This window comes from Ferruginibacter albus, assembly GCF_020042285.1.
In the GTDB taxonomy this organism is placed as follows: domain Bacteria; phylum Bacteroidota; class Bacteroidia; order Chitinophagales; family Chitinophagaceae; genus Ferruginibacter; species Ferruginibacter albus.
The window spans coordinates 1,027,363-1,053,877 of the sequence record NZ_CP083388.1 but is presented as its reverse complement, the minus strand read 5'-3'; the positions used below and the strand labels follow the sequence as shown (position 1 = coordinate 1,053,877).

The 26,515-nt window shown below is 37.0% G+C and carries 17 protein-coding genes; 5 read left to right on the top strand and 12 right to left on the bottom strand.

The window, feature by feature from the left end:
- Positions 1-76: 76 nt before the first annotated feature.
- Complete coding sequence (locus K9M53_RS04655) at positions 77-772, top strand: type 1 glutamine amidotransferase (RefSeq protein ID WP_224018463.1); 696 nt, start codon at positions 77-79, stop codon at positions 770-772.
- On the opposite strand, the gene namA is transcribed toward K9M53_RS04655, so the two are convergent.
- The 4 genes from namA to K9M53_RS04635 all read right to left on the bottom strand — a co-directional run bounded on the left by namA (position 773) and on the right by K9M53_RS04635 (position 10,439).
- The gene (namA, locus tag K9M53_RS04650; protein ID WP_224018462.1) at positions 773-1,837 is read right to left on the bottom strand and encodes an NADPH dehydrogenase NamA; all 1,065 of its coding nucleotides are present in this window, start codon (positions 1,835-1,837) and stop codon (positions 773-775) included.
- A 196-nt stretch (positions 1,838-2,033) separates the two neighbouring features.
- Positions 2,034-5,528 carry a transglutaminase family protein gene (locus tag K9M53_RS04645; protein WP_224018461.1) on the bottom strand — a complete coding sequence of 1,165 codons (3,495 nt, stop codon included), beginning with the start codon at positions 5,526-5,528 and terminating at the stop codon, positions 2,034-2,036.
- A gap of 157 nt (positions 5,529-5,685) precedes the next feature.
- On the bottom strand, positions 5,686-7,800 hold the full coding sequence (locus K9M53_RS04640) for a DUF5689 domain-containing protein (protein WP_224018460.1): 2,115 nt from the start codon (positions 7,798-7,800) through the stop codon (positions 5,686-5,688).
- Between the two features lie 32 nt (positions 7,801-7,832).
- Positions 7,833-10,439: a TonB-dependent receptor gene (locus tag K9M53_RS04635; RefSeq protein WP_224018459.1), complete on the bottom strand. Its 2,607-nt coding sequence runs from the start codon at positions 10,437-10,439 to the stop codon at positions 7,833-7,835.
- A gap of 175 nt (positions 10,440-10,614) precedes the next feature.
- Here K9M53_RS04635 and K9M53_RS04630 point away from each other — a divergent pair, with 175 nt between their 5' ends.
- Positions 10,615-11,661 (top strand): endonuclease/exonuclease/phosphatase family protein, encoded by a 1,047-nt coding sequence (locus K9M53_RS04630; RefSeq protein ID WP_224018458.1) that lies wholly within the window; start codon positions 10,615-10,617, stop codon positions 11,659-11,661.
- A 4-nt stretch (positions 11,662-11,665) separates the two neighbouring features.
- Here K9M53_RS04630 and galK read toward each other — a convergent pair whose 3' ends face one another.
- From galK to K9M53_RS04600, 6 genes are all read right to left on the bottom strand, one after another.
- Entirely contained in the window at positions 11,666-12,820 is a 1,155-nt protein-coding gene (gene galK / locus K9M53_RS04625) for a galactokinase (RefSeq protein WP_224018457.1), read from the bottom strand.
- Positions 12,821-12,892: 72 nt separating this feature from the next.
- Positions 12,893-13,255 carry a hypothetical protein gene (locus K9M53_RS04620; protein WP_224018456.1) on the bottom strand — a complete coding sequence of 121 codons (363 nt, stop codon included), beginning with the start codon at positions 13,253-13,255 and terminating at the stop codon, positions 12,893-12,895.
- A gap of 9 nt (positions 13,256-13,264) precedes the next feature.
- Positions 13,265-13,765, bottom strand: coding sequence for a YbhB/YbcL family Raf kinase inhibitor-like protein (locus K9M53_RS04615; protein WP_224018455.1), 501 nt, complete (start codon positions 13,763-13,765; stop codon positions 13,265-13,267).
- A gap of 115 nt (positions 13,766-13,880) precedes the next feature.
- A complete protein-coding gene (locus tag K9M53_RS04610) occupies positions 13,881-15,182 on the bottom strand; it encodes a TolC family protein (RefSeq protein ID WP_224018454.1) in 1,302 nt (433 codons plus the stop codon).
- A gap of 212 nt (positions 15,183-15,394) precedes the next feature.
- Positions 15,395-18,460: an efflux RND transporter permease subunit gene (locus tag K9M53_RS04605; RefSeq protein ID WP_224018453.1), complete on the bottom strand. Its 3,066-nt coding sequence runs from the start codon at positions 18,458-18,460 to the stop codon at positions 15,395-15,397.
- 147 nt (positions 18,461-18,607) lie between these two features.
- Complete coding sequence (locus K9M53_RS04600) at positions 18,608-19,669, bottom strand: efflux RND transporter periplasmic adaptor subunit (protein WP_224018452.1); 1,062 nt, start codon at positions 19,667-19,669, stop codon at positions 18,608-18,610.
- 166 nt (positions 19,670-19,835) lie between these two features.
- Between K9M53_RS04600 and purE the strand changes: the two genes are divergently transcribed.
- Both purE and K9M53_RS04590 read left to right on the top strand, forming a co-directional pair.
- Positions 19,836-20,351 carry a 5-(carboxyamino)imidazole ribonucleotide mutase gene (purE, locus tag K9M53_RS04595; protein WP_224018451.1) on the top strand — a complete coding sequence of 172 codons (516 nt, stop codon included), beginning with the start codon at positions 19,836-19,838 and terminating at the stop codon, positions 20,349-20,351.
- 26 nt (positions 20,352-20,377) lie between these two features.
- Positions 20,378-20,821, top strand: a complete 444-nt coding sequence (locus K9M53_RS04590; RefSeq protein ID WP_224018450.1) for a lysozyme inhibitor LprI family protein — start codon at positions 20,378-20,380, stop codon at positions 20,819-20,821.
- Positions 20,822-20,831: 10 nt separating this feature from the next.
- Here the strand turns inward: K9M53_RS04590 and bshC are convergent, their stop codons facing one another.
- Positions 20,832-22,388, bottom strand: a complete 1,557-nt coding sequence (bshC, locus tag K9M53_RS04585; protein WP_224018449.1) for a bacillithiol biosynthesis cysteine-adding enzyme BshC — start codon at positions 22,386-22,388, stop codon at positions 20,832-20,834.
- 101 nt (positions 22,389-22,489) lie between these two features.
- Positions 22,490-23,797, bottom strand: a complete 1,308-nt coding sequence (gene rimO / locus K9M53_RS04580; RefSeq protein ID WP_224018448.1) for a 30S ribosomal protein S12 methylthiotransferase RimO — start codon at positions 23,795-23,797, stop codon at positions 22,490-22,492.
- Positions 23,798-23,960: 163 nt separating this feature from the next.
- Here rimO and K9M53_RS04575 point away from each other — a divergent pair, with 163 nt between their 5' ends.
- Positions 23,961-26,444, top strand: a complete 2,484-nt coding sequence (locus K9M53_RS04575) for a TonB-dependent receptor (RefSeq protein WP_224018447.1) — start codon at positions 23,961-23,963, stop codon at positions 26,442-26,444.
- Positions 26,445-26,515 lie beyond the last annotated feature (71 nt).

The window sequence follows — 26,515 nt, the reverse complement described above, 5'->3', positions numbered from 1 at the left end:
ATCGTTATGTTATTTGAATTTCGGGTTGTTGAAACTCTATTGTATGTTTTATCTTTATTAAGCTTTTATTATAACCATGAAAATACACTTCATTCAGCACGTTCCATTCGAACATCCTGCCTACATCGGCAAATGGGCAGAACAAAACGGACATAGTTTTTCTATTACTCATATTTATAATAATGAAACATTGCCTTCTTTAAAGAGCTTTGATATGCTGGTAATGATGGGTGGGCCAATGGGTGCTTATGATGAAGATAAATTTGAATGGCTGGTAGTAGAAAGACAATTTGTAAAAGCAGCTATTGATGCCAACAAAAAAGTGTTGGGCATTTGTTTGGGCTGCCAGATCATTGCAGCTGTTTTGGGTGGTAACGTCTACCCACACACGCAAAAAGAGATTGGCTGGTGGAAAGTAAAAAAGATAGAAGCCAATAAAAAGCATGCTTTGTTAAAAGATCTTCCTGAAGAATTTACCACTTTTCATTGGCATGGAGATACATTTGATCTGCCAGAAAATGCGATACAACTGTTTCAATCAGAAGCCACGCTACAACAGGGTTTTGCTATTGGTAACAATATAGCAGCACTCCAATTCCATCCTGAAGTGGAAGAAAATTTATTGGCAAGTTTAACGGAGCACGACAGGGATGAATTAAAAATTGCACCTTATATACAACCTGAAAAACAGATGAATGAACTATTGCCTTTGCATATAGAAAATCAGCATCGATACATCAGCAGCTTTTTAGATGCATTTGTAAGTTTATAATTACTTCGCTCTTTCATATTGGATCGGCCAAGCAATATCTGCCTTCAATTCATGTGCTGCATGCAAAGGAAAATATGGGTCACGCAAAAATTGTCTTGCCAATAGTATCATATCTGCTTTACCGCTAGTTACAATATCTTCCGCTTGTTGCGCATTCGTAATTAATCCTACAGCGCCGGTTAAAATACCAGCTTCCTTTTTTACCTGTTCTGCAAAACCAACCTGGTAACCGGGTTCAACTGTAATTTTCTGATGCTTTACTACACCCCCGGACGAAGTATCGATCAGGTCTACACCTTTTGTTTTTAGAATAGCCGCCAGTTTAACAGATGATTCAATATCCCATCCACCTTCAGCCCAATCAATAGCAGAAATGCGAACAAACAAGGGATAATCCTGTGGCCATATTTTTCTTATTGCTTCTACTACCTGCAATAATAAACGTATACGGTTTTCAAACGAACCACCGTATTCATCTGTTCTTTTATTGGTTAGTGGCGACAAAAACTGGCTAATTAAATAGCCATGTGCCGCATGTATTTCAATTACTTTATATCCTACTTTGAAAGTACGCTTAGCAGCTTCTACAAAATCGTTAATCACTTTATCAATGCCTGCATTATCCAAAGCAAGCGGCAGTTCATCTCCTTCGCTAAATGCAATTGCACTGGAGGAAACTGTTTGCCAGCTATTTTCTGTTCCTTGTGGAATAAGCTTCCCTCCTTTCCATGGCAGCTCATGACTGGCTTTTCTCCCTGCATGTGCTAATTGTATTCCGGCTACTGCGCCATGTGCATGAATAAAAGAAACTATTTGCTGCAGCTTTTCTATATGCTCATCTTTCCATATTCCCAGATCACCATAGGTAATTCTTCCTTCCGGTGAAACAGCTGTAGCTTCCTGTATTACCAATGCAGCGCCGCCAACAGCACGGCTTCCCAAATGCACTAAATGCCAGTCAGTAGCAAAACCATCTTCTGATGAATATTCACACATCGGTGAAACTACTATCCTGTTTTTAAAAGTGATATTTCTTATTGTGATCGGAGAAAATAATTGACTCATATTTATAGTTTGATGGTTGGTGTAACAGTTTTATAAAAAAATTGTTGAGTGAATTATGATTTATACAATAGAATTACCAATCATTCTTATTTCAACTCAAATGATTAGTAAGATAAATAAAGTTGAATAAAAAAACTCAGCACAAGTGAGTGACACAACACTGCTTAATAGAAATACAACTGCCGGTAACAAAAATCTACTTTCCCCGCTTCCAAAAATGTCTCAAATCCAACGTATACGGATACTCTTTATTTACCAATGGCGGTGGTGCATCACAAAGGAATGTATTATTGTTTTCCTGAATAAAATGTTCAACGATGCTTAAATACTGGCGATGCTCTAATACTTGTTGCGTATGTGATGTATCGCCGAAACGGCTTACCCGCCTTGATTCTGCTTCATAGCTGTTTACAGGGAACGTATTATAGCTTCTTCCTCCCGGATGCGAAACATAATAAGTACAACCTCCAATAGAGCGGCTATTCCACATATCAACAATATCAAATGTCAACGGTGTATCAACACCAATAGTTGGATGCAATGCAGAAGGCGGCTGCCACGCACGATAGCGTACGCCGCAAACAAATTCTTCTTTTATATCAGTAGCTTTTAACGGCACACGGGAGCCATTGCATAAAAGCGCATAACGGTCGCCGTTAAAGTTTTTTAGTTTTACCTGCACACGTTCCAATGATGAATCAACAAAACGTGCGGTACCTGTGCTCGACATCTCTTCACCCAATACATGCCAGGGTTCAATACCCATGCTTAGCTCCATATCAATACCCTGAACACGTACTGAACCATAATGCGGAAAACGGAATGCTAAGAACGTATCAAACCAATCCACCTGAAAAGGATATCCTGCATCGTTTAGATCTGCCACCACTTGTTTTATATCTTCTGCCACATAATGTGGTAACATGAATTTATCATGCAACTCTGTTCCCCATCTTACCAGGTCATGTTTGTAAGGTTTCTTCCAGAACATAGCGATCAATGCACGTATCAACAGCATTTGCACCATGCTCATGTGCTTGTGCGGCGGCATATCAAATGCACGAAACTCCAAAATACCAAGCCTTCCGGAAGAAGAGTCAGGAGAATATAATTTATCAATACAAAATTCAGAGCGATGTGTATTACCGGTGATGTCGGTTAATAAGTGACGGAAAATCCTGTCTACCAACCAAAACGGAACATAGCCATCATCAGGAATCTGGTCGAAAGCAATTTCCATTTCATATAGCTTTTCATCACGCCCTTCATCAATACGTGGCGCCTGGCTGGTTGGACCTATGAACGCACCGGAAAATAAATACGATAAGCCGGGATGATGCTGCCAGTAAGTAATTAAGCTGCGTAATAAATCAGGTCTGCGTAAAAGCGGACTATCGGCAGGTGTTGCGCCGCCGATAGTGATGTGGTTACCGCCGCCTGTTCCCGTATGCCGACCATCGAGCATAAATTTTTCAGTGCCTAACCTTGATAAGGTAGCTTCCTGGAATAGTATATCTATATTATGTACTAACTCTTTCCATGTTTTCGCAGGATGAATATTTACTTCAATAACTCCCGGATCGGGCGAAACAACCAAACGTTCTACACGATAATCTCTTGGTGGCTCATACCCTTCAATACGTACCGGCATATTAAGCTTGGCAGCCGTAGCTTCAATAGATGCCGCCATATCCAAGTAATGCTCTAAATATTGCAGCGGTGGTAAAAAGATGTAGATAATACCTTCTCTTGCTTCAACACTTAACGCTGTTTTAACGGTTTGTACTTCAAACAAAATTTCTTTCTCAATTCCTTTGTCTTCTTTTTCCTGTTTTTGTTTTTCTGCATCTGCTTTTATCTTTTCCAGTTCCGCTCTCCATGCAGGTAATACTTCCGCTTGTTTTTCTGTTCGTTTAAAACTTTCTTTTTTAGTTTGAATGATTGTTGGTGGCGCTGCTTCATACACCATTCCATAACGGGCTGTTATACTTTCATGAAAAAAATCCAGTAAGGGTAATTCTTCAAATAAGCTGCGTTCTACTTGTTGCGGTACTTTTGATTTGGCAATAACAGGTAAAGAGTCTAATGGTAAGCGTAACCCTATTGGTGAATTGCCCGGTATCAAAAACAAATGCTCCCGGTTAAATTTCCATTGACAGCTTAACCATTTATTATTCCAGTAATTCCATTGAATAGGTAGCACATAACCAACCGGCTCGTCCAATCCTTTGTCTAATAGCTTCGCCAATGTTCTTCGTTCTGAAGAGTCTTTTAAATTCGTTTTTAGAGGATCAACATTCACAGGATTTTTTCCTTCTGTCCATAAAAAATAAAAACTGTCTTCGTAAGCGGCGCTTACATTATCCGGGCTAACCGCTAAATGTTTTGCCAGCTCTGTTGCAAAAGCCTGCGCATCTTTTGGTGTATATTTTCTTGCTGTTTTTTCATGTGCAATCAAGTCGATGTTTCTCCAGATCGGATAACCATCTTTGCGCCAGAACAAGCCATATTGCCAGCGGGGCAAGGGTTCGCCGGGATACCACTTACCTTGTCCGTAATGTATCAATCCGGAAGGTCCAAATTTTTCACGTAAGCGAAAGATCAGGTCATGCGATAAAATCCGTTTCTCTTTTCCATCAGCAGCCGTATTCCATTGCGCTGATTCCATGTCATCAATAGAAACAAAAGTTGGTTCACCACCCATTGTCATTCGTACATCACCTTTCTCCAGGTCTTCGTCTACTTTCATTCCTACAGCATTGATAGCAGCCCATTGCTCTTCGCTGAAAGGTTTGGTAACTCGAGGATCTTCATGTACTCGAGTAACGGTATTGGAAAATGAAAAGGTGGTCTCGCAAACATCCGACAGTCCTACAACCGGTGCAGCACTTACATAATCGGGAGTGCATGCTAAAGGGATATGCCCTTCGCCTGCAAATAATCCGGATGTTGGATCCAAGCCGATCCAACCGGCTCCGGGTATGTATACTTCTGTCCATGCATGTAAGTCGGTAAAATCTTCTTCAGGTCCTGATGGACCATCAATGGATTTTATATCAGGTTTTAATTGCACTAAATATCCTGAAACAAAACGTGCCGCTAATCCCATGTAACGCAATACCTGCACAAATAACCATGCAGAGTCACGACAGGAACCAATCCTACGGCTTAATGTTTCTTCGCAGGTTTGTACGCCCGCCTCCATACGAATCGAATAACTAATGTCTTTGTTCAAGCGATGATTCAGCATTACTAAAAAATCAACGATCGGCATAGAGTTAGAACGATCAATGCTCATTAGCCATTGACGCAGCAACGGTCCGTTCTCTTTTATTTCCAAATAAGGAATGAGCTCTTTTGCTAATTGTCCATCGTATTTGAATGGATACTTTTCCGCATAGCTCTCTACAAAAAAATCAAAAGGATTTATTACTACTAACTCTGCTATTACTTCTACATCAATAGATAACTCTGTTGTCTGATCGGGAAATACTACACGAGCCTGGTAGTTACCAAATGGATCTTGCTGCCAGTTAATAAAATGATCTTTAGGAGTGAGCTTTAAAGAATACGATTCAATTTTTGTTCTGGAATGAACAGCAGGACGTAAACGAAAAATATGAGGCGATAGAAATACCGGGCGATCGTAATGGTAAGTGGTTTTGTGGTTGATTGCTACACGTATTGCCATAAATAAATTGGTTGAAGGTTGATGATTCCTTATGGCAGCAATCTTTATAAAAATACGTGGTTTTTGGTATGATTACAAAATTTTTACACCAACATGCCGGATAAAACAAAAAGTCTCCCAAAAGGAGACTTTGAATTATTTAAAGATGTTTGCCTAATTATTGCACATCAGTTGCCGGGTTTCTAATAATAAATTCAGGACCTGATGTATAGTTAAGTGCATAACCCGTCCATGTTTTAGCAGCAGTTGGCATATTATCATTTGCAAAAGTTGCAGAAGAGCCTGTAAACAATGTCATGTTAGCACTAGCATCTGTAAGCGTTTTATTGCCTTTATAAGTACCGGCAGGAGTGGCTGTAGCGTTTGCAATTTGCACTAAGGTACCTTCTACGTTCCCCGGATCACTTAATGGAAGGGCAAGGCTTGTTTTTAAAGCTGCTATTGTCATTACTGCAGGAGTAATAGTACGTGAACCAACGGCAGTTGGCACAGTAGTTCCTACTGGCGTATATATTTCCAATGCATTATTATATTTTTCCAGTGAAAATCCACTTACATCTACTACTATAGAATCACCAACGTTAAGTGAAATTGTTCCTCCAAAATAAATCATAACACCACTATTACCTTGTTGCAGAATAACAGAACCTGCAGTTACATTTTTATTAGCAGCATCTGAAATTACAATACCTGAAATAACCGTTCCTGAAGGGATAGTATAATTTGAACCCGGGAACATTGCACGAAGTTGTGCAACCGTTTTGGTTGGTGTTGTTCCACCACCTCCACCGCCGCCGCTGCAATTAGAGCCTACAGTAACGTCGCTAGCAAGTCTTGATTTTATTTCCGGTTTATTGCTAAATGGAGTAACAATACCTACTACATCGTAGCAGCCTCCACTTGGCAACGAGCTACTGCTGTAACTTGCATCTCTTGTGAAGAAAGCAATGGAGTTGCCATCTGAAAATGATTTTGTATTAGCATAAGTAGCTCCTGCAGGTGATGCCGTGACACTTTTAATTTTTACCAAAGTATTTTCGATAGATGAGCCTAAAGCAGCGCCAAAAGCAGTGTTTATCTCTGCTACTGTCATTACTTTTGGAGTAATAACCTGGTTATGTGCAGGAGTTGAAACAGCAGCTGATCCAATAACTTTTACTTCTAAAGAACCCTTATAATTTATTAAAGAGTCGCCTGTAATATTAAATAATACTGAATCGCCCAAGTTATAACTAACCGCTTTACCAAAGTATACAGAAATGCCATAATCACCATCTTGTATTACTATATTTCCTGTTGATAAGCTACCGCCACTGGCTGTACCGATAACAATACCTCCAATAGAATAATTTCCTGTAACCTTAATATCTGTACCTGTATATAATGCTCTTAAATCTACTAAATTCATTTTTGGGTTAAGATTTCCACCGCCACCGTTATTACCAGTACTTCCATCGCAACGAGGTCCATAGAATTGTACATCAGTAGTATCTCTTATTTGTATTTGTTTAGATGTTCCAAAAACACCATAAATACCGGTCAAACTACCTTTTCCTTGTGGCACTTGTATAGCTGCAAAATTTGCATAGCTACTATTACGCAATGTAATGATATCGCCTCCGCAATTTTCTATATCAAAATTCACTGCAGATACTGTTCTGGTAGGATCACCATAAGTACTGCCTAATTCTGCACTTGTAAATTCTGTGCTATCTATTTTAATTAGCATGTTTTGATAGCTATCATCAAGGTCTGCTATTTTTACAGTAGTAGGAACTACAGGATTGTACAAGCTTCCTTTTACCACGTAATTATCAAAATACCCATTTGCAATTAATGTTACACCGGGAGGAGTAGATGTATTATCAATACCGCCACCTAATTGTATCAACCCATTGTAATCGCCCATGTATAAGCCGCTACATTTAACAGCCACTTTACGACCTACAGGATATTGTGTATACAGGTTTGAACCTGCCATACGAATCAATATACCACCTGTTTCATCTTCAATTATCACGCTTTGATAAAAGTTTCCGCTTTTATCATCTGCTACTACGGTTCCTACAATTACCGAATCGCCGGTTATTGCTTCTACATGCCCTTTCTGATGCATTGCTTTCAGATCTTTAATGCTGATCGTACGCATTGTATCTACATTAGGATATGAAGGCACCGGTGGTGAATCAAAATCTTTTTTACAAGAGCTGATAATAACTATCGCAACTATAACCGTCGCTGCTGCAGTTAGTGATTTCAAAAAAGTATTCATAATCTTTGTTTTATTAGATGTTTTTCATTCAATTAAAATCTCAAACCTATACTAGCTGTATAAGTGGTGCCATAACTATAAAAATATTTTGGCGGAAACTTGTTAACGTTTTTGTCTGTCGAGTAATCAAAGCGCAATTGCTCATAACCCCCTGTAATAAAGCGGTTGTTTAAAATATTATCTGCGCTTAAACTAAAGTTCAAATAAGTTGGTTTCTTCAATGATCTGAATTTGCGGTTTATCTTCCAGGAATATCCTGCATACAAATCCACTGTACAAGCAGGTGGTAATACGGTTTGATTAATAATTGTATTCCATTGATAAGATCCCGGCTCAACCAATGCGCCATTAGGTACTGCTCCAACAGCTTCTGCTGTTCTTCTAAGCGGGCTAAACTGCACCCACATATCTCTGAAATAATTTACATTCAGGTTTACAAACCAATATTTAGGCGAACGATATTCTAATCCAACTGTGTAAGCTTCTTCCGGTGTTGGTACATGAAAATTTAAAGAATATACCGTATCGGTTCTACGGGCTGTAGCGCTATAATCATTAGTAGTAGTAGCCGTTTGGCGGGTATTATAATAATACCTTCCCATTGCCGCAGCAAAATTTACAGTAAGCCCTTTATATACTTTTATCTCACCACCCAGTTCCATCCCGTATTGTTGCTTACCGATATTGTTCAATGCTAAAGTTCCAAAAGCCTGCGAACTATCATCATACAATTTCAATACATCTACCTGGTCTTTAAACTGTGTAAAATAACCGCTTAAACGAAGTTTTACATTAGGTGCATTCATTACATAGCCAGCTTCTACAGTACTTACCTTTTCTGACTTTAAATTATTTTGTATAAAATCTCTTGTTTCCGGAGAGATATAAGAGTTAGCAAAGTAGGGAGCTTTGGTTGAATACTCTCCATTTGCAAAAAGATAGCTACGACCATTGATCTTATAAGTTATACCTCCTTTAACTGCAAAATTGTTAAACGTATATTTTTGTGATTCTCCATAAGAATTGTCCGGGAAGATCCCGTTCATATAATAACCGGTACGCCAGAATTGCGTATAGCTATATTGACCTCCAATATAAAAATCTACTTTACGTAATTTAAAAGATGTTTGTGCCCATCCTGAACCTTTATTTACGTTAATGGCATAATCATACCCATATTTATCTCCTACTTTCACTACACGATTAGGAGTTAATAAATTATTTTGCCAGTAGTTAGGATTGCCCGGATAATCCGTCATTGCAAAAGAATTGAAATCAGTAAGATAATCGCCACCTAACAGATCAGTTAATTGCTTGTAATATTCACTCTTCTGCATTTCATACGTTAGCCCTCCAGCCAGGTCAATAAAAGAAGCCAGCTTGGCATTAAGTGTAGTATTGATGTTATAACGCGTAGTATTCGTTACTCTATCATACAAAACATATTTAGAATTTCTTCCGGCAACTGTATTGCCTGCTACACCATTGGCATTATGGACCGTGTCAAAATTTTCATAATTGACATTGTACATTCTATCCCAATTTATTTGGCGTAAGTTTTCATTATTTTTAAATGAAGCGATCATTGCCGGATCGTTATTAAAATTGCTAGGCAAGTATTTATAATAATCAGGACGAGGATCAGGCGCATTGAACCAATCGATACTACTTACACTTCTATCGCCAAATGAAGTTGATGCTGCTGTTAACAAGGAAGCTTTATCACTTATTTTCCAATCGTGTGTAAGAATAATCAAAGGCTGAGAAACTTTTGAAACTCTGGCATTTCTTTTTTTACCTTGTTGATATCCCCAGTAAGGATTATATCTTGTAGTACCTGCCAGGTCATACATCTCCTGAACAGTAGCGCCTTGTAAACCATTTTCTGTTGGTGCAAAAATCCCTACTAAAGAAAGCAGATGTTTATCATTGATCTTTTTATCTATACCAAGATATCCGGACCATGAATCATAATAGGTTCCTTCTACATATCCTTCAGCTGCATATCTTCTTGAACCGGCTATTGTTAATGCCCATCCTTTACTGTTCAAGCCTGTTGAATGGCTGAACATAAGACGATGTGTATATGATTTATTAGAAACATCATACGATATTTCTGTTTGCTTGCGTTGATGTGATGCCCGTGTGTCTATGAAAGAATTACTTCCAATATCTCCAAAAGCATAGCTGGTAGGCTTTAAGCCTAATGTAGACTGGCGATTACGAAATACATTATTCAATCCGCTCCATAAGCCGTAAGGTGTAAACCCGTTATCCAGGTTTTCCATAGGAGCACCATTGATATAAGTATTAAACAGATCAGCGTCGTAACCTCTTATGCGAAAACGAACATCAGAGAATTGATAGCTTGCCGCATTGTAGAAAGGATCTCTACCGGCCGTTAATTGCGATGAAATATTCTGCGCAGAGCCATCCGATGCATCATCATCCAAAGTAATTACGGGGATATTATCCACCTGATTATCTTGTGCATTCTGCAAAAGTGTTGAATCCACTTTTCTTGCAATTGAATCACTTGCCGGAATTGAATCTGTTGCTTGTTGTGTTTGTGAAAAAACCGATGGTGAGAAGATTAGCAATAAAGCGATCATCACACAGTACCTGAACTTCTTTATCATAAGCATATTTTGAAATAAGCGCTCGAAGGTACCAAGGCTGCATTTTTAGAAGATGAAGAAATTGTAAACAAATGATTAATTATTGCCTGAAAAATATAATGTAAGATTAACACAACAAGCAGCAAGATATTGGCAACAAAAATCGTAGTTGCAGCATAAAAATATCTGAAAAGAGATGCGTAAGATCGTTTATATGACAGGCATTATGTTAATGGTATGTCTGCAGGGATTTGCACAACAAAATAAGTACAGAGTTTCATTGGTTGGATTTTATAACCTTGAAAATTTATTCGATACTATTAACGACCCTTTTAAAAATGATGATGATTTTACTCCGAATGGAGAGTATCATTATGACACTAAGATATACTATGATAAATTAGATCACTTGTCCTCTGCCATTTCTCAAATCGGAACAGATGTAAATCCCGATGGGCTGGCAATTATGGGTTGTGCAGAAATAGAAGATTCTATTGTATTACACGACCTTATAAACAGGGATAAATTAAAGAATCGCCACTTACGTTTTGTTCATTATGAATCGCCGGATGAAAGAGGTATTGATGTAGGCTTTATATATAATCCCAAATATTTTACCGTATTATACAGTGCTCCATTTTATGTGCAAATGCCCGGTGGCGCAAAAGATGCAAGGCATACAAGAGATGTTTTGTATGTAAAGGGAATATTGGATGGAGATACCGTACACGTTTTTGTAAACCACTGGCCTTCAAGAGTTGGAGGTGAGGAACGATCCAGGCCTGCCCGTGCCGTAGCTGCACAGGTTTGCAAAACAAGGATTGATTCTATTTTAGCGATTGATCCTAATTCTAAAATAATTGCAATGGGTGATTTGAACGATGACCCGATCAACTATAGTGTTCTTAAAGTTATGAAAGCAAAAGCGGATAAAGAAGATGTTGGACTTACCGATATTTATAATCCATGGATCAATTTATATAAGAAAGGGATAGGAACTTTGGGTTACCAGGATTCGTGGGATCTTTTTGATCAAATAATGATATCAGGGTCATGGCTGAATAAAAACACCAGCCACTATTTTTATTATAATGCTACCATTTTTAACAAGGAATTTTTAATTGACCAAACTGGTAAATACAAAGGCTATCCTAAACGTACATGGACTAACGGAACTACTTACAATTATGGATACAGCGATCACTTTCCGGTGTATATTACTTTAGCAAAAAAGGCGAAATAAAATTTTATATAAGACGAGCGCCGCCGCCTATACTTGCAGTGTATATGCTCAGCTCTTTATTCATTGCAATTTTATATGCTTCGCTGATCTCTTTTATTAAGGAATCTGCTTCAGTTGCCTGTATTAAATTGATGGTGCAACCGCCAAAGCCACCGCCCATCATTCTTGCACCAAATACATAAGTTTTTTGTTTGACATAGTCGATCAAGAAATCCAACTCTTTACAACTTACTTCATACTCTTTACTTAAGCCTTCGTGCGATGCAAATAGTTTTTGTCCAACCGTTTTAATATCATTTTTTTCCAGGGCTTCACAAACATCTGCCAATCGTTTGTTTTCATCTAATACGTATTTACATCGACGAAATATTAATTCGTTTTTTGGCTTTACATGCTGTTCCAGCATTTCAAGCGTAACGTCTCTTAATGAATTTATTTCGGGATGATATTTTTTAATTAAATCAACACCTTCATTACATTGTTCTCTTCTTACATTGTATTCACCTGATGCTAATGAATGCTTTACGTTTGTATTGAATAATAAGATGCTTACAGCATTTAATGTCAGCGGGATATATTCATACTTTAATGTCTGACAATCCAATTTTATTGCATGGCCTCTTTTTCCGAAAACACTTGCGAATTGATCCATGATGCCGCACAGTACGCCGGCAAATTCATGTTCTGCTTTTTGTGCTATATTCACTAATTCGATTGAAGAAATATCTAACTGAAATAATTCGCTTAATGCAAATGCCACAGCACATTCCACTGCTGCAGAAGAAGACAGCCCCGCTCCCATCGGAACATCAGAACTTAACACTAAATTAAAACCACTGATTGAATACCCTCGTTTTAAAAATTGATCAACAACGCCTGTAACATAATTCGTCCAGCTATTGGCAATAGGCATTAGATCATAAAGTGTTGTTTCTAATGTATCACCCAGATCTTTTGAAATTAAGACAATCGCATTATCATCTCTTTTACCGATAGCAACATAAGCAGCTTTATCAATAGCTGCAGGCAATACAAAGCCGTTATTGTAATCAGTGTGTTCACCAATTATATTTATTCTCCCGGGAGCTGCGGCTATAATTGAATCATCGCCAAAAGAATTGATGTAAGTATTTTTAATGGCTGTTGCAATCTTATTCATCTAACAATTTTCAGCAAAATACTTAAATCAATTCTTTACCCATAACAGAATAAAAAATCAAATGGTTAATTTTTACTTATTCACCACTTCCATATCATCCAGATCGTAATTACCGGTGTTTAACGTACAATTAAAAGCGCTGCAATAGCTAAACAGATCCTGTAGAGAAATATCTGTGAGCTTGAATTTCTTTACAGGCACTTTATCTTTTTTTTGCGATGCATCTTCTATTCGCAGCTTATCAATTGCATAAATGGTTACAACGGTCTCATCACCTAAAAAAACACGAATGGCAAATGCTTCAAACCTGTCACGATTATAATCCGGAATGTATTGCATGCAAACATCGTCCAAGGTTTGGTTATTTGCCATCTTTACTGACAAGGAACCTTTGATCTCTTCTTCATCTATTGTTATATCATTTGTCTTGCGCATAAATAAATTTTAAAGTTTAGTGTTTTGATACAATCCTATTAATTCCGCCTGTTCAATAATATGTCCTTGCATAGCACCCATTAATTCTTGTTTGATGGTAGTTGATTCCAATGACAGCTCTTTATCTAATGCAAATACTTTAAAATGATAATGATGTATTCCTGTACCTGCTGGCGGGCATGATCCTGTATAGCCTTTCTTTCCGGAACCATTCAATCCTTCTTCGCCGGGTGCTGTATTTTCTTTTATATCTGTTTTAGCCGGACTGATATTCCAGATTACCCAATGATCGAATGTTCCTTTGGTAGCATCCGGATCTTCTTCAATTAAAGCAAAAGTTTTTGTCCCTGCCGGAATATTTGAAATAGTGATGGGAGGATTTACATTATCTCCTTCGCAAGTATATTTTTTGGGAATATAATCACCATTTTTAAACGCAGAACTGGAAACAGTTAATTGCGTGCTTGAAGCTGTGGCTATTGCCATCAGTAAATAAATTAAGATATTCATAAAATATGTTTTTATTACTGTCGACAAAAAACATACCATTAAGAGAGAAGGGATATCTCAATAAGAATCCAAGAAAATTTTTACTCAGCTAAGGAAATTTTATACCCAATAGAAATTAAAAGCTTAATTGATTCAGCAAGCGCTTTAATTCTATTTCAGATGATTTAGCCGCATAACTTAAATTAACCAGTCGATAGCCTGATTCTTCAAAGCTTTGTTGCGCTTGCTTTACATCGATAATGGTAGCTTGCTTCAGCTGGAATTTTTTAATGATGAGATCTAACAATTGCGCAGACAATTTGTTATTCTGTGTTTCAGTTTCTAACTGTTCCAATGTATTGGTATACGCCTGCCATGTTTTTACCGCATCACTTTTATAATCACGCAGTAAAATATCTTTTTGCAACGCGGCATTTTGCGTATTTATTTTCGCCACTTCTTCTTCCCGTTTATAAATAGAACCATTATAAATCGGTATGCCGATAGACACCCCTACAAACGGACCATAACTCTGGTTTAATAAACTAAAGCCAGATGCATTTTGCGTTCTCCCGAAATTATAACCTGCATTTAATCGGATAGAAGGATAACGTTGTGCTGCCGTTTCTTTTTCTATCCAGCGATTGGCTTGTATTTGCAAGTCGGCTGCACGAACATCTGCATTGTTTTGTAGTTGTGCCAATACGCTATCCAGCGTAACGTTTTTATCAACTGTAATGGTATCTTTTATGTCGATAACAGAATCAGGATTTAACGTAAGAAAAGTAAGTAAGTCTGTTTTGTCCTGTTCAATTATCAACTCCTGTGATTTACTTGCCTGTATCTGGCCATTCAGATCTAATTGCGCCTGCCATAAGTCTGCATCATTTGCCATACCAACTTTGCGTTGCAATTCAATAATATCAAGCTTTTGCTTCGATACAACGATTGATTGCTGCAAGGTTTGCCAATAACTTTTTTGTCGTACAATATCATAATACTTCAACATTACGGAAGATATAATATCCTGTACTGCAGAAGTTAATTTTTGCTTGTCTATTTGTTCCAATACCTCCAGTTGATGCTTGGTAGCAACCACACGTAAACCATTATATAAAAGTATGCTACCGGTAACGCCTGCACTAAGTGTGTTGGAGGCGGCATTATCTCTCTTTGTATTATTCGCAGGATTTGAATATTCCTGGTTGATATTACTTACCTGCTCGTTATCAGTAATAGAACCTGTTACCAAAGGCAAACCACCGGCAATACCAATGTTATTATTGATGGTACTTATTTGCTGGTTGTTCTTTGCAATCTGTATATCAAAACTATTCTTTAGTGCGATGTTGATAGCATCCTGCAAGCTCATATCCTGAGCAAAGCAACTTGGCATTAACGCCATAAAGATTGTTATAGTAATTACTTGTTTTTTCATTTATTTAAAATGGCCCGTCTTCGACAAGCTCAGACTGACAGCTAACTATTGTTCAATTGTTTTCGAGATCTTCTTTACTCTTATACTCTTTGTCAGGCTGAGCTTGTCGAAGCCATACGCTAAGATAAAAGTTAAATAGTAGTAATGCCGATGAACGAAATGTGACACAACGATGTTCAATAGTAGTATAAAGCTTGTATCAAAGATATTATCTACTCTGATATTTGTGTTACATGCACCTTATGCTTTCCAGCAATAAAAGTATATACTGCCGGAATTACAAATAAGGTTAGTATCAACGAAAATAAAATTCCGCAAACTACCACAATACCTAATGGAATACGACTTGTTGATGCTGCGCCTAAACTCAATGCAATTGGTAATGCACCTAATGATGTAGCCAAGCTTGTCATTAAGATCGGGCGCAAACGTTGTGCAGATGCCTCTATTACAGCATCGAGCTTACTCATTCCTTTCTCACGTTTTTGATTAGCGAATTCAACAATCAGAATTCCGTTTTTAGTAGCCAAGCCAATCAACATTATCATTCCTATTTCCGAGAAAATATTTAATGTTTGTCCAAAGATAGTTAAGCTCAATAAAGCTCCTGCTCCTGCTAATGGCAGCGTCAATATAATTATTAGCGGATCTGTAAAACTTTCGAACTGTGCTGCTAATACCAGATAGATCATAATTATTGCTAGCCCGAATGCAAATAAAATATTGGATGAGCTTTCTGCATAATCTCTTGAAGAACCCGACAATGCTGATTGATACGAAGCATCCGCTAATTTATTATAAATCGCCTGCATTGCTTTAATACCATCTCCTATCGTTTTACCTTCCGCCAATGATGCCGAAATAGTTGCCGACTTGTAACGATTGTAGTGATATAAGGTTGCCGGACTTGTATTAGGCGCCATGCTAACAATAGCGCTTAGCGGAATATTAATTCCTTTATTATTTCGGACATACAATTTTGTTATATCATCCGGCTCGTTTCTATCTTTTCTATCAACCTGCGCTATTACCTGATATTGATATCCATTCATGATAAAGTACGATAGCCTGCCTCCGCTGAAAGCTGCCTGCATAGCAGAGATGATGTCATTGGTTGATAAGCCGAGGTCTTTGGCTTTCATTCTATCTAATGTGACATCTAATTCAGGTTTTGTAAATTTTAAATTCACATCTACGTTAGAAAATGTTTTATCCTTTCTTGCTTCATCTAAGAACTTTGGAATAATATCCTTTAGCTTATTCAGATCTTGATTTTGTAACACGAACTGCACCGGCAAACCTGTTTTAGAGCTGGAACCTACAGCAATGGTTTGTTCCTGTACGGCAAAAATCCTTGTATCGTTAAAACGATTCAATTTCTTTTGAAGATCGTTTACTATCTGATCTTGTGTACGATTCCGTTGATCGGGAGGAATAAGCCCGATACGCGGAGCTGTAGTATTTACGCTACCACCCGAAGGCGTACGCACAAAAACAAAATCTCTTTCAGGAACTGAATCGTATAAATAATTCCCAATGCGATCTGCTAAGTTAGAGGTATAGCTAAAGCTGGCTCCTTCAGGTGCTGTGGCTGTGAAGCGGATTGTACTTCTATCTTCTAATGGAGCCAATTCACTTGGAGTACTAAACCACAATATTATAATTATGGCAAAACAAGCAAGTACAATTACCCATGCAATCCAACGTATCTTCATGAATGCTGATAACAACCGCTTGTACCCATTTTCCATTCCCTGAAAGAAGGGTTCTGTTTTTTGATAGAACCATCCATGAGAAGCATCTTTCTTGGTTAAATAAACATTTAGTACAGGCGTTATCGTTAGTGATACAAATGCTGATATTAAAACTGCCGCTGCCAACACTACGCCAAACTCACGGAAAAGTCTACCTACGAAACCTTGTAAAAAAATAACGGGTAAGAACACTACTGCCAGTGTAATTGAAGTGGAGATAACAGCAAAGAAAATTTCTTTACTTCCTTCCAATGCTGCTTTACGAATTGGCAATCCATCTTCCAGTTTTCTAAAAATATTTTCGGTAACAACAATACCGTCATCCACCACCAAACCCGTTGCCAGCACAATTCCTAATAAGGTTAATATATTTATAGAGAAGCCAAACAAATACATTATAAAGAACGTAGCCACCAACGAAATAGGAATATCAATTAATGGGCGAATTGCAATCAACCAGTTTCTAAAGAAGAAAAATATTACCAATACCACTAAGCCAAAAGCGATCAGCAATGTTTCTTTTACTTCATCTAAAGATTGACGAATGTATTTGGTATTATCAACGAGCACGTTAAACTGAATATCAGATTTATTACCGGTTTCAAGCTGTTTTAATTTTTGATTGAACTCATCCGCTATCTCAATATTATTAGCGCCGGGTTGAGGAATGATCGCCAAGCCTACTGCGTTCACGCCATTGTATTTCCAACTTTGTTCAGGTGTTTGCGGACCTAACTCAACTCTTGCTATATCACTTAAGCGAACAATACCGGTACTGTCTTCTCTAATAATTAAATCATTAAAGTCTTTCTCACTGGTAAGCCTACCCGAAGTTTTAATAGTAAGCTCTGTATTGTTACCGTAGATTTTTCCCGGCGGAATTTCAACGTTTTCATTTGTCATCGCCGTGCTTATATCATTATAAGCAATGTTGTAGGCGGTCATTTTATCAGGGTCTAACCAAATACGCATGGATAACCCTTTATCGCCAAATACATTTACAGAACTTACTCCATCAATTGTTTGTAATTGCGGTTGTAATACGTTATCTGCATAATCACTTAGATCTGCTAGACTTTTACTACGACTTTGTATTGCCAACAACAAAATGAAATCACTATTGGCATCTGCCTTAGTTACCACCGGCGGTGCATCGATATCTAATGGCAATGCCCGTTGCGCTTGTCCTACTTTATCACGTACATCACTGGCAGCAGCTTCCAAATCCGCACCAAGATTGAATTCTACTGTTATATTACTGCTACCTAATGAACTTGTAGAACTGATGGTACGAATACCCGGAATACCATTGATCTGCTTTTCCAGTGGTTCTGTGATCTGGCTTTCGATGATATCAGGATTGGCACCGGTATAAGAAGTAGTAACGGTAATAATGGGCGGGTCAATAGCCGGGTAATCTCTTACGGCAAGAAACGTATAACCAACAACACCAAATAAGATGATCATTAAATTCATTACCGTTGCTAAAACGGGGCGCTTTAATGATAATTCGGATATATTCATTTACTGCTGAGGTGTTTTGTTTTTATTTTTTGTACAAGCATTCTGCATCTATTCATCATCGTTGTGTCACTCACTTGTACCGTTTATTCTTATTCAATAATCAAGAAGAAATTCTAATTATTCTTCTCAAAATCTCATTTAAGGACATTATTGCTCTGAAGCAAACTGTTCCAATGTTTTTGCCTTACGCACTTTTAAAGCGGCTTTTGGTTTTGCAAACAATACGCCTGTTACAACTACTGTATCTCCTTCATTTATACCTTTCACTATTTCTACATTGTTTGCTTGCCGTATTCCAATCTGTACGTTCACAAAATTTGCTTTATCATTTTTCACTACTATCACCTGGTTGTTTTTATCATCCGGTATTATTGAATTGGTAGGAACTAAGATTGCTTTTTTATTAGCGCCAACATCAACCAAAACTTTTACAAACGAACCTATATTTCCTTTTCCATCCTGCACAATTGCACGTACTGTCATATTACGTGAGTCTTGATTTATCTGTGGTTCCATAGCAATGATTGTTGCAGTACGTTTTGCTTCATTGGCAGCATCTACTTCTAAATTTACTTTACCGCCAATTTTTATAACATCGCTGTATTGTTCCGGCAACGTAAAATCAATCCTTATTCCATTTGTTTGTTGCATGGATGCAATTACATCAGAAGGAGAAACATAAGCACCTATGCTGACTTGTCTTAACCCAATCACCCCATCAAACGGCGCTTTGATAATAGTTTTATCGATCAATGCCTGTGTGTATTGAATATCCGCTTTGGTACCATTTACATTATTCAATGCCGCATCATAGTCTGCCTGGTTCACACCATTTACATCCAATAATTGTTTTAAACGTTCTTCTGTTTTTTGGTAAAGGTCTAACTGCACTTTTGATTTGGCAAGTTGAGCCTGAAGGTCTGCATCATTCAATCTTGCCAACACCGTTCCTTTTTTTACAGCCTTACCTTCAGGAATATTTAAGTATACTAGTCTTCCTACAACTTCAGGATGTAATTGAACAGAATTATTTGCAATGATTGTTCCGTTGGCTTCAATAGTATTGTCAACGCTTTGTGACTTTGCTATTAATACGTCCACAATAACAGGAGCATCTTTTTTTGGCTTTACATCTTTTTTTGAATGGCAGGATACCAAAATGAATACGGAAAAAATGGAACCAAGTATCGAAAGATTTTTGACGGGCATATTGTTTCTATTGTATGCGCAAATATATTAATGTTTTAACTGCGTATTGGACGATTGTTTTTTTAAAAACTGGCTGGTCCTTTTAGAAAACGAATTGTTAATAGAATCTAAACAGAATAAATTTTAATTAGTAAGTTTGACGTGAATATATCAAAACAAATTATCTATGTCTGCACTTGTAGGAATTATAATGGGAAGCGAAAGCGACCTTGACATTATGAAAGGCGCTGCTGAAATGCTGCGCCAGTTTGAAGTTGAACCCGAATTGACAATCGTGTCTGCCCACCGAACTCCTGATCGCTTAGCCGATTACGCAAAAAATGCCAAATCAAGAGGATTGAAAGTTATTATTGCCGGTGCTGGTGGTGCCGCACATTTACCGGGTATGGTTGCTGCCCAAACCGTTTTACCGGTTATCGGTGTTCCCGTTAAATCTTCTAACTCAATCGATGGATGGGATTCCATCTTGTCTATTTTACAAATGCCTTACGGTGTGCCGGTTGCAACGGTGGCTTTAAACAATGCAAAAAATGCAGGTATTTTGGCTGCACAGATTTTGGCTTTACACGATACTACCATTGCTGCCAAACTGGAAGCTTATAAAGAATACCTGGATGACATTGTAATGGAAAGCGTAAAGAATACGAAGAGCGCCGGGTTTAGGAATGATTATGATATGTAAATAAATTACAAATAGCAAATTTTAAATTGACAAATCTTAAGATCATAAAGATCACTTTTTTATTTTGCTTGACCTATTTGGCCGGATTCTCTCAAACAATAAAAACAATTGATAGTTTAGAAACTCAATACCAGTCCTGCTTAGACCAAGGAGATCGGATGTTGAGATGTTCAGAAACATTTTACTACCAAATAGACAGTTTGCTGAATGTTAGATATAAGAAGCTTCGATCGATGTGTGACAGTACTCAAAAGAAAAATCTTAAAAGCGAACAGCTTGCGTGGCTTTCAAAAAGAGATAAACAATTTAAATCATATCGACAACAAGTATATAAAGAAGCTAAAAAAGGAGGTTATAATGGCGGAGAAGACGAGACGATGATTATTACTGATAAAAATGCACAATTTGTGAAAGCCAGGCTTATTGAATTAATTAAAAGCTTACCTAAAGATTACTCTATTGCTAAGTAAAAAGATAGTTTTATTCTTCCGTTAAAACAGTAAACTCTTGTTCTAGGGTTAATGAATAGTTGTAAATACGTTGAATAAACTCTTTTCCGTATTTAGCATAATAGCATAAGCCATTATCGATTCTTTCCTGCAGATTGTTATTAGGGAACAGTTGTGATTTTAGTTTGTGAAGATGTCGTTGTTCAGCTTCGAATTTTTTCTTTTCAGCTTTCAGCATTTTCTTTTCCAAAGCATCTATTTTTTTCAATGCTTTTGTTTGCAATGCTTCTGTATGTTGCATTAAAGAAACATCTGCTTTACCTGCAAGGTTTTGAAAATTTTTATAGAGGTTAATTAACTGTTCTTTTTCTTTGCTAAGTGATAATTGAATAGACGTTTCTCTTTTTACCAATTCATTTAACAGATCTATTTCGCTTTTAAATAAGTCTGTTAGAGAAAGCTTGAGTTTATCTACCTGTTCGCTTCTTTCTTTACAGATCAATAAAAAAGAATTACGCAAAGTAAGGATCGGGTAAGGAACGCCGGCTGCTTCAAAGACTTTTTTCAATTCCAGCCAATAGCCGATTTCTCCACCACCACCAACAAATAAAATATTCGGTAAGATCAATTCCTGGAAAACAGGGCGGAGAATTACATTTGGACTAAACCGTTCAGGATGTTCTTTTATTTCAGCTTGCAAATTAGGATCGGCAGCTTCTATCCTTTCTCTTTTATCATCTTTTAAGTAAAACAAATTTATCTCTCTTCCTGCCGCTTGTACCTTGTATTCGTGTGGAAATTTTGAGATGGTTTCTGCGACTGATTTATGTGAAAAATTTTCTTTCAGCTCCTTTTCAACAATTGGAATAAATGCTTTTTTTAATGCAGCATTATCCGGCAATAAAACAACCAAGCCATATTCGGCAAATAATTTATTTACCAATGTAAAGGTTGATTGTTCAATGGTTGTACCTTCTTTGTAACTCGATCTTACTATATCGATCACTTCTTTGCCAAAAGGATACACCAATAATCTTCCTTCCATTTGTTCTATTAATTTCAACAGGTTTTTATCAACCTTCATTCTGCCAACAGCGCCTGTTTGATCGGTTTTCCATTCATATTTTTCTCCATTGATATAAATATGATTTAGTTCTTCCAGGTCTGCGTCTTCGCTACCCATGTAATAAACAGGAACAAATTTATATTGAGGTAATTGCTGTTGTAAGGATGCCGCAATTTTTATTACATGTAATATCTTATACATAAAATAAAGTGGACCGGTAAAAATATTGGGCTGATGTGCCGTAGTAATAGTAAATGTGTTTTCACTTAAGAGTAGATCTATATTGACATTTACCTGCTGGGAAGTTTCGACTGTAGTGTATTGCTTTTTTAATTCAGTAACCAAAAGATTTCTGCCTGTATTGAATTTCTTTCTTTCGGCAATCGCAGTTCTAATTCCATCAATAGAAACAGGATGATTATAAAAAGGCTGTATTGATTCATTGGCGGAGATATAATCGGTTACTAACTTGCCGAAATAGCCTGTTTGCTCATACTTAATACAGTCAGCGGAAATTGACATCCTTTTTATTTACGAATTGCGAATGATTAATGACGAATTTACTAAAACGTATGAATTATAAATTTGTTCAAAATATATAGAACGCTGTCATAAGTGCTCTATTACACTACTTCCCCTTCTATATCATAATCGTAAGCTTTTGTAATTTTTACGTTTACAAATTCTCCGATTGTCAGTTTCTTTTTGCTTTGAATAATCACTTCGTTATCCACTTCTACACTATCAAACTCAGTGCGACCTAAATACCTTCCGGCTTCTTTTTTATCGATCAACACTTTAAATGTCTTACCAACTTTTTCCTGGTTCTTTTCATAGCTTATCTCCTGCTGCACTTCCATTATTTCCTGCGCTCTTGCTTCTTTTTCTTCAGCAGGAATGTCGTCTTTCATATCGTAAGCGCTTGTCCCTTCTTCGTGACTGTATGTAAAAATACCAACCCTGTCAAAACGCATCTTTTGTAAAAATGTTTTTAATTCATCCACATCATCTCTTGTTTCTCCCGGAAAACCGGCAATTAAGGTAGTTCTAAGACATATATCGGGGATGCGTAGACGAATTTCTCCCACCAACTCTTCCATTTCTTCTCTTGTTATCTGGCGCTTCATCAAGTTCAAGACATTGTTGGCGGCATGCTGCAAAGGCATATCAAGATAATTACAAATATTATCCCTTTCCTTCATCGCATCAATGATCTCGATAGGAAATTTTGACGGATATGCATAATGCAGGCGAATCCATTCCAAACCTTTTACATCAGCCAACGCATGCAATAATTTAGGTAATTCCCGTTTTTTATAGATATCCAGTCCATAATAGGTCAATTCCTGTGCGATCAACATAACTTCCTTTACACCTTTATCTACCAAACGCTTGGCTTCATCTACCAAAAACTCAATGGGTTTGCTTACATGTTGCCCACGCATTAAGGGAATAGCACAAAAGCTGCAGGTACGGTTACATCCTTCGCTGATCTTCATATAAGCATAATGTTGTGGCGTGCTCAATAAGCGCTCTCCCACCAATTCTGCTTTATAGTCTGCTTCTAATTGTTTTAAGATCAAAGGCAGTTCCATCGTTCCGAAATAAGCATCCACTTCAGGAATTTCTTCTTCAAGGTTATTTTTATAACGTTCACTGAGGCAACCGGTAACATAAACTTTGTCTAATTTTCCGCTACGCTTTAAATCTACCTGCTCAAGGATAGTATTTATACTTTCTTCTTTCGCTTTTTCTATAAATCCGCAAGTATTTACGATTACAATATTGTGGTCTCTTTTGCTGCTTTCATGTACTACATCAATATCATTTGCCTGTAGCTGACCGCTTAATACTTCGCTGTCAACCATATTTTTACTACACCCCAAAGTAATAATATTAACCTTGTCCTGTTGCAACCTTCTTGTCTTCATAATTATTAATAATACGCAAAGTTAACCTCAAATATTGTGTTATCCGCATCCCATAAAAAGAGTAAAAACACCTATAATACACACAGTAAATAAGCGTTATAAATATTTGTGTTTTTGTGCATATTTAATATTTAAATAAATTTACCATTCGAATACTTGTATAATGAGAAAGAAAACCACATTATCCGTACTCGTGTTCGTGTTTACAATGCTAAAACTAACAGCCCAAACGCATTGTAAAATTAATGGTGACGTAAAAGACAACCTTGGCAAGCCTGTAAATGCCGCCACGGTAATGCTATTACGGTCATCTGATTCTGCATTGGTAAAAACTGAGATAACGAATTCTAAAGGCGCTTATGAAATTATAACCTATAAAAAAGGCAATTATTTTATTAATGTTTCGTGCGTAGGTTATGAAAAATCTTTTTCACCTGTTTTTTCAATAAATGACGAAGAAAATATCAGCATTTCTCCTGTTACACTAATTAATACCAGTAAAAATATTCAAGGCATAATAGTTAAAAGTAATTATGCTAAACCAATGATAGAAGTAAAACAGGATAAAACTGTTTTTAATGTAGAGAATAGTATTAATGCCACCGGAAGCAATGCGTTTGAACTATTACAAAAATCGCCTGGTGTTGTTACGGATAAAGACGATAATATCACTTTAAAAGGCAAAAACGGCGTTGCTGTTTATATTGATGGCAGACCAACACAAATGGGCAGCAGTGATCTACCTGCTTATTTACGTTCCATTAATTCTTCTGATATAGAGGCAATAGAAATTATCAGCAACCCATCTGCTAAATATGATGCTGCGGGTAATGCCGGTATTATCAATATCAGGCTAAAAAGAAATAAAAAATTAGGTTTTAACGGCTCTGTATCAGCAGGTATTAATTATGGCAAAAGTTTTAAATACCCGGAAGCTTTCAGCTTTAATTATCGTGATAAAAAAATAAATTTATTCAGCACGTATAGTTTTAATTGGGGAAACAGGGAAAGTAATTTATTCCTGTATCGTAAGCAGAGTGACAGCATTTATAATCAAACCAGTCATCAAAATTTTGTTGGATGGGTGCATAATTTCAAAGCAGGACTGGACTATTACCTTACCGCGAAATCATCTCTTGGCTTTATTGCTACAGGGAATATTAACAATGTAAGCAATACTACCAACAGCAGTACCATCATTACTCCTGAAGAATCTACCTTGGTGTATAAATATAAAGTGCTTTATGCCAGTAATACCATCCCGGGTAATGTGAAGAACATGGATTATAATTTGAATTATCATTTGGCAGACACGGTAGGACATTCCTTGAGCATTGATGCTGATTATGGTTATTATATCAGTAAAAAAACCAGCTATCAGCCTAATGAATATAAATTGATAGACGATACTGACACAACTTTTCTCTATTCAAAAAATTACTCCAACAGTACTAATATTGACATAAATATTTATACTGCCAAATTAGATTATGAAATGCCGTTTAAAAAAGGTAAGCTGGGGTTCGGCGGCAAATTCAGCTATGTTACTACTTCCAACGGCTTAAATTTTTATAATATAATAAACAATGCTTCTTATTTAGATTCTTCACAAAGCAATCATTTTGATTATACTGAAAACATAAACGCAGCATATATTAATTACAGCAAGATAATCAACACAAAATGGTCGGTACAGGCAGGGTTAAGGGCAGAAAACACTAACAGCAAAGGAATATTGACCAGGATACTCAGCAACAGTACTACTTCTGATGATAGTGTAATCAAGCATTATACGGGACTTTTCCCTAATGCCAATATCTCCTATACTATCAATGACAAGCATACACTGAACTTATCGTATAGCAGACGTATAGACCGGCCAAGTTACCAGGATCTTAACCCTTTTGAAATAAAATTAGATGAGCTTACTTATCAAAAAGGGAATGCTTTTTTAAAACCCCAGTATACCAATATTGTAGAATTAACACACACATTTAAAAACAGGTTTGTTACTTCTTTAAGTTATAGCCATGTAAGCGATTTTGAGGCAAGGATCATTGACACGGCGGAAAAAACACGCACTTATATAACTCAAACCAATTTATCCTCCCAGGATATAGTAAGTCTTAATTTTTCATTGCCTTTCCAGATCAACAAGTGGTGGTCTATTTATGCAAATATTAATGGTTACTATAGTAAATACAAAGGAGATATTGACAATGGAAGGATAAATATTGATCTTTCAGTAGCGTCTTATAACTTATATGCGCAACAAACATTTTCATTGGGCAGTGGTTATACAGCAGAGTTATCGGGTTATTATGAAGGACCTTCTGTTTGGGCAGGAACATTTAAAAGCAGTCCTACCTGGGGAGTTGATGTTGGCTTACAAAAAAAATTATTAAAGAACAAGGCTGATATTAAACTAAGCTGCAGCGATATTTTTTATACCATGCCATGGCGTGGCATTAGTGATTACGGTGGCGCCTACACTGACGCAAGCGGTAATTGGGAAAGCCGTATTCTTAAATTTAACTTCACTTATCATTTTGGAAATAACCAAATGAAACAAACACGAGCCAGACAAACGGGAATTGAAGAAGAAACCAAACGTACTAAAAGTTCTGAAGGTCTGGGGGGCAATTAAAACTTAACACTCTCTTAATATGATTAGGTGCGTACCTGCTGCAACTTTGCAGTATTAACAATTATTTGATA

Coding starts and splice junctions, on each gene's coding strand:
- K9M53_RS04640 (WP_224018460.1), bottom strand. CDS start 7,800: ATGAATACTTTTTTGAAATCACTAACTGCAGCAGCGACGGTTATAGTT.
- K9M53_RS04620 (WP_224018456.1), bottom strand. CDS start 13,255: ATGCGCAAGACAAATGATATAACAATAGATGAAGAAGAGATCAAAGGT.
- K9M53_RS04645 (WP_224018461.1), bottom strand. CDS start 5,528: ATGGCAATACGTGTAGCAATCAACCACAAAACCACTTACCATTACGAT.
- K9M53_RS04600 (WP_224018452.1), bottom strand. CDS start 19,669: ATGCCCGTCAAAAATCTTTCGATACTTGGTTCCATTTTTTCCGTATTC.
- K9M53_RS04635 (WP_224018459.1), bottom strand. CDS start 10,439: ATGATAAAGAAGTTCAGGTACTGTGTGATGATCGCTTTATTGCTAATC.
- K9M53_RS04610 (WP_224018454.1), bottom strand. CDS start 15,182: ATGAAAAAACAAGTAATTACTATAACAATCTTTATGGCGTTAATGCCA.
- namA (WP_224018462.1), bottom strand. CDS start 1,837: ATGAGTCAATTATTTTCTCCGATCACAATAAGAAATATCACTTTTAAA.
- K9M53_RS04575 (WP_224018447.1), top strand. CDS start 23,961: ATGAGAAAGAAAACCACATTATCCGTACTCGTGTTCGTGTTTACAATG.
- K9M53_RS04655 (WP_224018463.1), top strand. CDS start 77: ATGAAAATACACTTCATTCAGCACGTTCCATTCGAACATCCTGCCTAC.
- K9M53_RS04630 (WP_224018458.1), top strand. CDS start 10,615: ATGCGTAAGATCGTTTATATGACAGGCATTATGTTAATGGTATGTCTG.
- bshC (WP_224018449.1), bottom strand. CDS start 22,388: ATGTCAATTTCCGCTGACTGTATTAAGTATGAGCAAACAGGCTATTTC.
- galK (WP_224018457.1), bottom strand. CDS start 12,820: ATGAATAAGATTGCAACAGCCATTAAAAATACTTACATCAATTCTTTT.
- K9M53_RS04605 (WP_224018453.1), bottom strand. CDS start 18,460: ATGAATATATCCGAATTATCATTAAAGCGCCCCGTTTTAGCAACGGTA.
- purE (WP_224018451.1), top strand. CDS start 19,836: ATGTCTGCACTTGTAGGAATTATAATGGGAAGCGAAAGCGACCTTGAC.
- K9M53_RS04615 (WP_224018455.1), bottom strand. CDS start 13,765: ATGAATATCTTAATTTATTTACTGATGGCAATAGCCACAGCTTCAAGC.
- rimO (WP_224018448.1), bottom strand. CDS start 23,797: ATGAAGACAAGAAGGTTGCAACAGGACAAGGTTAATATTATTACTTTG.